The organism is Stappia sp. (assembly GCF_048261845.1).
Taxonomy (GTDB): Bacteria; Pseudomonadota; Alphaproteobacteria; order Rhizobiales; family Stappiaceae; genus Stappia.
Window position 1 is genome coordinate 1 of record NZ_JBLXFR010000094.1, and the last position, 9,497, is coordinate 9,497.

Annotated in this window: 12 protein-coding genes and 3 tRNA genes; 6 read left to right on the forward strand and 9 right to left on the reverse strand. The window is 66.7% G+C overall.

Annotation, left to right across the window (positions count from 1 at the left end; all coding sequences use genetic code 11):
• The coding region (locus ACN0T5_RS20400; protein WP_417770444.1) for a DUF2336 domain-containing protein at positions 1-730 on the forward strand (730 nt) is incomplete at its 5' end.
• 72 nt (positions 731-802) lie between these two features.
• Here the strand turns inward: ACN0T5_RS20400 and ACN0T5_RS20405 are convergent.
• From ACN0T5_RS20405 to ACN0T5_RS20415, 3 genes are all read right to left on the reverse strand, one after another.
• Positions 803-1,327, reverse strand: coding sequence for an Hpt domain-containing protein (locus tag ACN0T5_RS20405; protein ID WP_417770445.1), 525 nt, complete (start codon positions 1,325-1,327; stop codon positions 803-805).
• A gap of 90 nt (positions 1,328-1,417) precedes the next feature.
• Positions 1,418-1,993: a response regulator gene (locus ACN0T5_RS20410; protein WP_417770446.1), complete on the reverse strand. Its 576-nt coding sequence runs from the start codon at positions 1,991-1,993 to the stop codon at positions 1,418-1,420.
• A 147-nt stretch (positions 1,994-2,140) separates the two neighbouring features.
• Positions 2,141-2,923: an NAD kinase gene (locus ACN0T5_RS20415; RefSeq protein WP_417770447.1), complete on the reverse strand. Its 783-nt coding sequence runs from the start codon at positions 2,921-2,923 to the stop codon at positions 2,141-2,143.
• Between the two features lie 58 nt (positions 2,924-2,981).
• Between ACN0T5_RS20415 and cutA the strand changes: the two genes are divergently transcribed.
• Entirely contained in the window at positions 2,982-3,317 is a 336-nt protein-coding gene (gene cutA, locus ACN0T5_RS20420) for a divalent-cation tolerance protein CutA (RefSeq protein WP_417770448.1), read from the forward strand.
• Between the two features lie 8 nt (positions 3,318-3,325).
• Here the strand turns inward: cutA and ACN0T5_RS20425 are convergent, their stop codons facing one another.
• From ACN0T5_RS20425 to ACN0T5_RS20435, 3 genes are all read right to left on the reverse strand, one after another.
• The gene (locus ACN0T5_RS20425) at positions 3,326-4,249 is read right to left on the reverse strand and encodes a c-type cytochrome (protein WP_417770449.1); all 924 of its coding nucleotides are present in this window, start codon (positions 4,247-4,249) and stop codon (positions 3,326-3,328) included.
• 105 nt (positions 4,250-4,354) lie between these two features.
• Positions 4,355-4,798, reverse strand: coding sequence for a c-type cytochrome (locus ACN0T5_RS20430; protein ID WP_417770450.1), 444 nt, complete (start codon positions 4,796-4,798; stop codon positions 4,355-4,357).
• Between the two features lie 86 nt (positions 4,799-4,884).
• Positions 4,885-5,751 carry a helix-turn-helix domain-containing protein gene (locus ACN0T5_RS20435; protein ID WP_417770451.1) on the reverse strand — a complete coding sequence of 289 codons (867 nt, stop codon included), beginning with the start codon at positions 5,749-5,751 and terminating at the stop codon, positions 4,885-4,887.
• A gap of 191 nt (positions 5,752-5,942) precedes the next feature.
• On the opposite strand from ACN0T5_RS20435, the gene ACN0T5_RS20440 reads away from it, so the two are divergent.
• Complete coding sequence (locus ACN0T5_RS20440; RefSeq protein ID WP_417770452.1) at positions 5,943-6,938, forward strand: fatty acid desaturase; 996 nt, start codon at positions 5,943-5,945, stop codon at positions 6,936-6,938.
• A gap of 3 nt (positions 6,939-6,941) precedes the next feature.
• Here the strand turns inward: ACN0T5_RS20440 and ACN0T5_RS20445 are convergent, their stop codons facing one another.
• From ACN0T5_RS20445 to ACN0T5_RS20455, 3 genes are all read right to left on the reverse strand, one after another.
• Complete coding sequence (locus tag ACN0T5_RS20445; RefSeq protein ID WP_417770453.1) at positions 6,942-7,637, reverse strand: orotate phosphoribosyltransferase; 696 nt, start codon at positions 7,635-7,637, stop codon at positions 6,942-6,944.
• Between the two features lie 125 nt (positions 7,638-7,762).
• Positions 7,763-7,838 (reverse strand) — tRNA-Thr (locus ACN0T5_RS20450).
• 90 nt (positions 7,839-7,928) lie between these two features.
• Complete coding sequence (locus tag ACN0T5_RS20455; RefSeq protein ID WP_417770454.1) at positions 7,929-8,867, reverse strand: TrmH family RNA methyltransferase; 939 nt, start codon at positions 8,865-8,867, stop codon at positions 7,929-7,931.
• 209 nt (positions 8,868-9,076) lie between these two features.
• Between ACN0T5_RS20455 and ACN0T5_RS20460 the strand changes: the two genes are divergently transcribed.
• From ACN0T5_RS20460 to ACN0T5_RS20470, 3 genes are all read left to right on the forward strand, one after another.
• A tRNA-Tyr gene (locus tag ACN0T5_RS20460) sits at positions 9,077-9,161 on the forward strand.
• A gap of 19 nt (positions 9,162-9,180) precedes the next feature.
• Positions 9,181-9,254: transfer RNA gene (locus ACN0T5_RS20465), tRNA-Gly, on the forward strand.
• A gap of 134 nt (positions 9,255-9,388) precedes the next feature.
• On the forward strand, positions 9,389-9,497 hold a 109-nt coding region (locus tag ACN0T5_RS20470), incomplete at its 3' end, for a GTP-binding protein (protein WP_417770455.1).

Below are 9,497 nucleotides of genomic sequence, written 5' to 3' on the forward strand. Positions count from 1 at the left end.
ACTGGCCGACAATCGCGAGGCGGAAATCCCGCGCTTCAGCATGGTCCGGCTGGTCGAGCGCCATGGCACGGACGCCAGGTTGCGCGAGGCGCTGATGGCGCGCGGCGAAACCCCTATCGAGATCCGTCAGATGCTGCTGAAGCAGGTTGGCGATCTGCTCAGCGATCATCCGCTCGTGCGCCGGGGGCTCAAGGACGAGCGTGCCCGTGCCGTCGTCGCGGACGCGCGCGAGCGCGCAACGGTGACGCTGGCGAGCACCGCCGCGCCCCACGAGACGCCGGCGCTGGTGGAGCATCTCGTCCAGTCGGGACAGTTGACGCCAGCCCTGCTGCTGCGGGCCGTGTGCACCGGAAACATCACCCTGTTCACCGCCGCGCTGGCGCGCCTGTCGGGCCTTGGCGTGTCGCGGGTCGAGTCGGTGCTCGGCTCCGCGCGCGGCCTGCCGCTACGCGCGCTGCTGTCGCGCGCCGGGCTTCCGCCGCGCACGCATGGTCTCTTCCAGGTGGCGATAGGGGTCTGGCGCGATCTGGCCCGTGAGGTCACGCCGGTTCTTGCCGTGCCCGGCAATCCGGCCGTCGCCCGGCTGCTGATCGGCGAGGTGCTGGACCGGTATCAGGAACAGGACGGGGTCGAGGCCGACGACCTGGTCGCCATGCTGCGCCGGTTTTCGGCGGAAATCGCACGCGATGCGGCTCGCGCCTATATGGACCGGACACTGGCGGCCGCTTAGGCACCCGGCAGGGGAACGGGCCGAAGAACCACAGGCGAGCGAACAACAGGCGAGCGAGCAACAGGCGGGGAATCAGTCCTGCGCGTGGGTGGTGGCGCGCCTGATGAAGTCCTCGGTCACATCCGCGAGGCGCTCGACCAGGGCGCGCGCCGTGGCATTGTCCTCCTGGCGCGAGGTTTCGGCGACCATGGCGCGAACGGCATCGACATGCTGGGCGACCAAGGGCCCGGGCAGGTCCGAGGGCGGCACATGCTCGATCAGGTGGCAGAGATTTCCGGCGACGGCGCCGACCAGCGGATAGCCGAACGTGCTGGCCTGTCCCTTGATGTCATGGGAGGCCCGGAACAGGGACGCGCAACGATCCTCGCTCATTCCGTTGGCCTGGATGTCGGTCCAGGCATCGACAAGGGCCGTCGCCTCCGCCGCCATCCAGTCGTCGAAATCGTGGGAGAGACGCTGCAAGGCGGCCTCCGCAGACTTGACCGGATCGAAGCGCGCGGCCTCGCGGTCGCTCATCACGCGCACCTTCGAGCGCAGGTCGCGCGGCGGCTTCACCAGTTCGTAGCCGTCGTTCTGCTTTGTCGGGTCGCTTGTCATGTCACTTCTTTTCCCGGCCGGGCGTTCCGGTCTTGCGGTTTGCATGCCGCGCTGGCAGCAAGCTTAGTCGATCACTGAAATACGGCGTCTTCACGCCACCGATTCCCGTGGTGTGTCATCCGCGTGACTTTGCGGGAGATCGTTCTGATCGTCCAGAGCATATCCGTCGTCGACTTTGATGCCGCGCCGTTCCTCGCCGTTGAAGGCCGGGTTCTGGAAACGCCTGCGGTCGGGGCCGAAAAACGTCTTGGTCCGGATGAAGTCGCGCGGATGCAGGATGCAGTTCACGACGCGCAGATAGAGGCCCTTGGGGGATACCGGCTTGCACATGATCTCGGTGATGCCCTTGTCGCGGGCCTCGATGATCCGTCGCTTTTCCGAGTGAGCCGTCACGGCGATGATCGGAACAAAGCAGCCCGGCTCGCTTGAGGTGCGGATGCGCTTTGTGAGTTCCGCGCCGTTGATGATCGGCATCAGCCAGTCGACGATTACCAGATCCGGATCGTGGCTGGCGATGCATTCAAGCGCATCGGCCCCGTCGTCGGCCTCGTAGACCTGGGCGAAGCCGAACCCCGCAACCATGGCCCGCAGGATGCTGCGCATGTGAAGATTGTCTTCGACGATGAGCACACGCAGCCCTGAAAGTTGCAGGTTTGGGGTATCCATAACCGGTACGCCTTTTTGCCAGATGTCGGCGCTGCCGGAAAGAAATGCGCGCACGTCAAACCAGGACAACCGCCGACGTGAACAGGGTAGTTCGAAATAATAAATAAAGCTCGAATATATGCGATTATCAGTGTTCTTCCGTAGGGGTCAGTAGCGGAACATCTCGGAGAGGATGCGTTCGTCCCAATTATGATCCGCGTCGAAAAGCGCGAGACTTGAGGAGTTCTTTTCCTCCCGGACCCGGACCTCGATGACGTTGCGGATCTCGGTGTAGTCGGCCGCAGCACTGACCGGCCGCTTGGCGGGATCGAGGACGGTGATGCGCACCTCGACATAGTTGGGCAGCAACGCGCCGCGCCAGCGCCGCGGCCGGAAGGCGCTGATCGGCGTGAGGGCCAGAAGTTGCGCGTCGATCGGCAGGATCGGACCATGGGCGGAGAGGTTGTAGGCGGTGCTGCCGGCCGGGGTGGCGACGAGAACGCCGTCGCAGACCAGCTCCTCCATGCGGATGCGTTCGTCGACGGACAGGCGCAGCTTGGCGGCCTGGTGGGTCTGCCGCAGCAGGGAGACCTCGTTGATCGCCAGCGCCGAATGGACATGGCCGAGCGCGTCCGTGGCTTCCATCACCAGCGGGTGGATGCGGCTGACGACCGCCGACCCGATGCGCTCGATCAGGTCGTCGGCGCCGTATTCGTTCATCAGGAAGCCGACCGAACCGCGGTTGAGGCCGTAGATCGGCTTTCCGGTGTTCATGAAGCGGTGCAGCGTCTGCAGCATCAGGCCGTCGCCGCCAAGGGCGACGATCACGTCCGCCTTCTTGGGGTCGTGGGCGCCGTAGCGGGCCTCGAGCTCGCGGCGCGCGTCTTCCGCTTCCTCGGTCTCGCTTGAGACGAAGGCCAGTTTCTCGATAGTGTGCGGTGGCCGGTCCATGTTTCTGACGTAGCACGGGCCGGGGCGATTTGGGACCCGTCTTTTGCAGCAGGGCGACATGGATATCCGGTTGATCTACGCGACTTTTCCGGACATGGCGGCGGCGCGCGCCGCAGCCGGTCCGCTGGTGCGGGACGGGCTCGCCGCCTGCGTCAACATGTGGCCGGGCATGATCTCGGTGTATTGCTGGGAGGGGGCGGTGGAGGACGGCGAGGAGGTTGTTTTCCTCGCCAAGACGACGGCTGCCAGACAGGACGAGGTGGTGGAGGCGATCCGCGCGCTGCATCCTTACGACGAGCCGGCGATCCTGGTGCTGCCGGTGGAGGGCGGCAGCCCGTCCTTTCTCGACTGGATACGGGCTGGCAGCCGCGGACCGGATACCGGCACCGCCTGATCTTGCTCTCAGTCCGCAGGTGCCGCCGCGGGCGAGGGCGGGATCGTTTTCAGATAGGCGGCCACCGCTTCGCGATCGGCGACGGGAAGTTTCGCCCAGCTTTCCTGCACGGCCGTCATGCTCCCGCCGACGCTGTCGAAATCAGGGGTGAAGCCGCTTTCCAGATAATAGGCGATATCGGTCGCCGACCAGGAGCCGATCCCGTGCGGGGCGGGGGTTATGTCGGGGATCCGTCCCTCGCCGTCCGGGTTCGGCCCGCCGGCGAGCCAGCGCGCCGTGTCGAGCCCGCCAAGGAGATTGCGCGGGGTATGGCATTCGGCGCAGTGACCGGGGCCTGCCACCAGATAGGCCCCCCGCTCGGCCAGGTCGCCGGCACCCGGCGGCGCGGGGACCGGGGTCGTGTCGAGGAAGAGAAGCTTCCATCCGCCGAGTGCGCTGCGCCAGGAGAAGGGGAAGTCGAGGGCGTGGTCGGCGACCTGGTTGTCCGACACGGGCAGCGTGTCGAGATAGGCCTTCATGTCGATCAGGTCGGTGAAGGTCATGTTGCGATAGGAGCCGTAGGGAAAGGCGGGGTAGTAGTGCAGGCCTTCCGGCGACGTGCCCTTGGTCATCGCGTTGAGGAAGTCGCCGGTCGACCAGCCGCCGATGCCGTGCTCCGCCGAGGGCGAGATGTTGGGAACCCGGAACAGGCCGAAGGGGGTGTCGAGTTCCAGCCCGCCGGCGAGCACCAGCTTGGCCTCGCCGCTGGCGCCCGGCGCCGCGTGGCAGGAGGCGCAACCGCCGGCCCAGAACATGCGCTCGCCATTGGCAAGGTCCGGCGCATGGTCGGGAATGGTCGCAGGATCGACCCGCTCCGGCCGGGTCAGGTAGAGCCCGCCGGCAATCAGCAGCAGGACGACGCCGACCAGACGGCGAAAGGTGCGACGGGTCATGCGGCGGTCTCCCTGCAGGAAAAGGGCCTGCGGCGGCGATTGCCGCAACGCAGGCGCGCCCGGGGAATGGCTCCCCCGGGACGTTGTCATTGTGCCCTTGTTAGATCAGTTTTTCTTGACGCGGTAGGTCTCGTGGCAGGCACGGCAGTTCTGCGCCACCGAGCCGAAGGCGCCCTTCAGCGCGTCGAGGTTTTCGCTGGCCGCCGGGATCGCGGCGAGCGCGGCGTTCTGCATGTCCATGGCGACCTTTTCGAAGCCGGCACGGTCTTCCCAGATTTTCGGGCCGGCCTCGCTCGTGGCGGAATCGGAGCCTTCGGGGAACTGGGTCACGAAGCCGGCGGGCGTCGTGAACAGGATGCGCATGGCGAGCCCGGCGAGGGCGGCGTCATACGGGATCTCGCCCTTGACCATCTTGCCGAGCGTGCCGGTGGCGGCGCCGACGGATTTCATCATGTTCTGGCGGATTTCGATCGGGTCGGCGGAGGCAATCGACGACGCTGCCAGCAATGGCAGCGCGACTGCGACGGCACGGGCGCAGGACTTGAGCATGTTCGGTTCTCCCTCGGTCGCGGCGACACTGGGCCGCGCGGTCGGAATCTCGGCATTTTTCGCCTTGCCGCTCAAGCGCTTCGTCTTCACGAACGCGTGACCTGACGGGCGCCGGCAAGCTGGCGGATGTGGTCGGCGGCGCGGTCGGGACCAATACTCGCGGCGCGGATCAGCATGTCGAAATGCCGCGTCAGGGCGCGGATGTGCTCGACCGAGTTGACCACGAGATAGAGCGAACCGAGGAAGAGCGCCGCCCGCTGCGGTCCGAACACGGTGTAGGCGGCGGAGTAGCGGTTGCGCGCGTCGAAGAGAAACAGCCGGAAGGTCGGGTAGAGCTCCTCGACCAGGCGGGCCATATGATCGAGCTGGTCCTGCCGGTCGCCGGGGCTGAGCGCGCTCCAGATGCCGGACCCGGCGGCGATCTCCTCCAGCGTCTGCAGGGGCATGCAGACCTCCATGTCGGTCTCCGGGCGCCTTGTATAGGCAAGCAACCGGCGGCCCTGGTCGGCCTTGGCAGCGGCCTTGGCGGTTTCCGGCGCGCCGAACTCGTAGGCGAGCACCGCCTCGGTGCGCAGCAGGTCGGGAATGGTGGAGGGGACATAGCGGATCTTGTAGCCGATCGCCTCCTGATGCCAGCTTGCCAGCAGGGTGTCGCCGCGCCCGTTGTCTGTCTGCTCGATCTGGATTGCCGGGGCGATGCCGGCGGCATCCGCCGTGGTCTGCGTCAGGCCGAGCAGCCAGTCGGTGGTCACGCCCTCCGCGCGGGCGATGTCGGCCAGCGCCTCGGCGCGGGGCATGCGGGTCGAGGCGGGGTCGAGAAAATGGCTGAGCGCCGAACGGTCGATCCCCACACGCTCGGCAAAGCGGCCCGGCGGTTCGCCGCGCCGCGCGATCAGGATCGCGAGCCGCTCGCGGAAGAGTTCGGCCAGTTCCCGTTTGTCCGCCCGTGCCATGCGAAGCCTGTCCCTGTCCCTGCCCATGTCACAGGCGAATCCTGCCTGTTGTGCTTATGATCCAGTATTGTGAATTCACATCAATTGTACATTTTCGTCACTAAATCACATTTTGATTTGGATATCGACACATTGTCCCGGGCCGCAGCACCGGGGATGACTTGGGGGTCATCCACAAGGAGTTGCGAATCGTGAAGCTCGATACCGCCCGCCCGTCCCTTGCCGCGCAGCCGGAGGCAGGTCTGGCGGACCCGGTATTGATTCCTCCCATCGCCGTGCCGGGTCTTGCGACCGGCATCGAATGGCCGACGATCGGGCTTCTGGTCGGGGCGCACGCGCTCTTTGCGTTGCTTGTGGTCGTGTCGCCCGTCGCCGGGCCACTCGCCTGGCTGGCGCTGGTGCCGGTGATCACGCTCCATTCGTCGCTGCAGCACGAATTGCTGCACGGGCATCCGTTCCGAAATCCGCGATTGAACGCGCTGCTGGTGGCGCTGCCGCTCGGCCTTTTCATTCCCTACTGGCGGTTCCGGGCACTGCACATCGCCCATCACGACGATCCGCGCCTGACCGACCCTTACGAGGACCCGGAGAGCTGGTACCTGCATCCGCGCGACTGGGCCTCGGCCGGCCGGCTGCGGCGCGGCCTGCTTGAGGCCAACAACACGCTCGCCGGGCGGGTCGTGCTGGGGCCGCTGATCGGGCTCACGGGGTTTCTGGCGGCGGAGGCCCGGCTGGCGCTTTGCGGCCGGCGGGACGTGCTGCGCGCCTGGGGCTGGCATCTTGCCGGCGCCGGCATCCTGGTCGGCCTGTTGCGGCAGGTGCCGGGCTTTTCCTTCGGCGGATACCTTGCCGCCTGTTACGGTGCCTATGCGCTCTTATGCGTGCGCACCTTTCTGGAGCACCGGGCGGAGGAGGAGGTCGGCCATCGCACCGTGCTGATCGAGGATCGCGGGCCGCTGGCCTTCCTGTTCCTGTTCAATTCCCTGCACGCGGTGCATCACCGTTTCCCGCGCCTGCCCTGGTACCGGCTGCCGGGCGTGTATGAACGGCACAGGGAGGCCTTCGTCGCCGGCAATGGCGGCTATGTCTACCGGTCCTATCTGGAGATAGCGCGGCGCCATGCCTTCACCGTGAAGGAGCCGGTGCCCCATCCGCTGGCCGGACGGGACAGCTCTCGCGGTTCCTGAAGGTCAGACGGCGAATTCCGAAATGCCGCCATGGGCGGCCGACCAGGCCAGCGGGGCATCGAGGAACGCTTCGACCGAGGCAAGCGTCTCGGGCGGGAAATGACCGCCCTCGCGCGCGGCCGCGAGCACGTCGCGCCAGGTGGCGAGATAATGCAGCGTCAGGCCGTTGCGGGCCATCGCGTCGTGGGTCTCGGGGAAGATGTCGTAGAAGAACAGGACGATCGCATGGTCGACCTGGGCACCGGCCTTGCGCAGCGCCTCGGCGAAGCGGACCTTGCTGCCGCCGTCGGTGGTCAGGTCCTCGACCAGCAGCACCCGGTCGCCCTCGTTGAGCACGCCCTCGATCTGGGCGTCGCGACCGAAGCCCTTCGGCTTCTTGCGCACATACTGCATGGGCAGGGCGAGACGCTCGGCGATCCAGGCGGAGAAGGGGATGCCGGCCGTTTCGCCGCCGGCAACCGCGTCGAGCGATTCGAAGCCGATGTCGCGCAGGATCTTGGCGGTGGCGAAGTCCATCAAGGTGGCGCGCAGGCGGGGATAGGAGATCAGCTTGCGGCAGTCGATATAGACCGGGCTCGCCAGGCCGGAGGTGAGCTTGTAGGGCTCGTCGGCGCGGAAATGGACCGCCTTGACCTCGAGCAGCATCTTCGCCGTCTGGCGGGCGACGAAGGCGGGATCCGGAAAGCTGATCAGGGTCATGTTCTGTCCTCTTGCTGCTGCCGCGTCTTGCGCGCTGCCGGCCCGGCCGGAGTGCCGGCAGGCGAAACCGTTCGACCCGCGATGCGGACCGTGCCGTTTTCGGACTGGGAAACATCGGGGAAAGATGGTGCCGGCAACAGGATTCGAACCCGTGACCCCCTGATTACAAATCAGGTGCTCTACCAGCTGAGCTATACCGGCGTTGCGGCGGCATTTAGCACGGTTTGCATGTCCGCGCACCCGCTTTCACGCCCTTTTTTCGGCGAAATCCACGCCTGAAACAACGGCGCGTCAGGACCCCTTGCGGCCGCGCTCCAGTGCCTCGCGCACAATATAGAGCGACAGCACGGCGGCGTTGGAGACATTGAGCGAGGCGATGGCGCCGGGCATGTCGAGCCGGGCAAGCACGTCGCAGGCCTCCCGGACGCCCTGGCGCACGCCCTTTCCTTCCGATCCGAGCACCAGCAGAACCTTGTCGCCGAGCCCGGTTTCCTCCAGCCGCGCGGGGCCCTCGCTGTCGAGCGCGACGGCGCGGAAGCCCGCCTCGCGCATCTCGGTGACGAAGCGGGCCATGTTCTTCACCCGCACATGGCGGACCATGTCGAGGGCGCCGGAGGCCGACTTGGCCAGAACCGGCCCTTCCTCCGGGGCGTGCCGTTCCGTCGTCACCACCGCATCGGCGGCAAGGGCGACGGCGGAGCGCAGGATCGCGCCGACATTGTGCGGATCGGTGATCTGGTCGAGAGCCAGGACCAACCGGGCCCGGGCAAGATCGCGGGCACCGAAGGCGGGCAGGGGATCTGCCTCCAGCACGGCGCCCTGGTGCACCGCGTCGCGGCCGACGAGATGGTCGAGCTGGCGCGGGGCGACCGTCTCGACGGGCACGTCGAATGAGATGCCGCGCTCGCCGAGCCGGCGCTGGGCGTTTTCGGTGGCAAGCAGCCGGTGACGGCGTCGGTCGGGATTGCGGAAGGCGGCCTCGACCGTGTGCAGCCCGTAAAGAAGCACCGGGCCGTCATCCTCGCCGCGGTCCTGACCGGGGCGGCCGCGCGGCTTCGCCCAGGGGCGGCGCCCGTCGCCGTCATGCGCGGCACCCGGCCGTCCGGCGCCCTGGCCGCCGCCACGGCCCGGAGGCCCCTTGCGTGCGAAGCGCGATTTTTCGCGCGGGTTGCGCGGGCTGCCGCCGTCTTTGGCGGGCGGGCCGCCGGTTGGGTTCTTCGGTCCTGTCATGAAACGAGCGCTTATCCCGGAGGCGGTCGCCCGGCAAGGGGAAACCGCGTCGTGGCGGGGCGGTGTTTTTGTGTCCACAGCGGGCAAATGGGTGTTGACACCCCCATGCCTGTTCTACATAACACGCGCCACGGCAGCGGCCCTGCAATTGTTTTGCGGGGCGTTTTCGTGAAGCCATCCAGGACGCTTCGGCGATAGGGCGGTGAAACGGAGGAGTGCCCGAGTGGTTAAAGGGGACGGACTGTAAATCCGTTGGCTTTGCCTACGTTGGTTCGAATCCAACCTCCTCCACCATCCCTCCCTGCGGCCTGCGGCGGGTGTAGCTCAATGGTAGAGCAGCAGCCTTCCAAGCTGATGACGAGGGTTCGATTCCCTTCACCCGCTCCACCTTGTCGAGTTGCGTTCGATCCCGGTCTGGTTTCATGGCAACAGCTTGCCAAGCCGCAGCATCCACCGTCCTGAGGCGGTCGGGTCTCATTCGGATTTGATGGACTTAACCGCAAGCTAAGAGAGCGACGCCGATGGCGAAAGCAAAGTTTGAGCGGACGAAGCCGCACGTTAACATTGGCACGATCGGCCACGTCGACCATGGCAAGACGACGCTGACGGCTGCGATCACGAAGTTTTTCG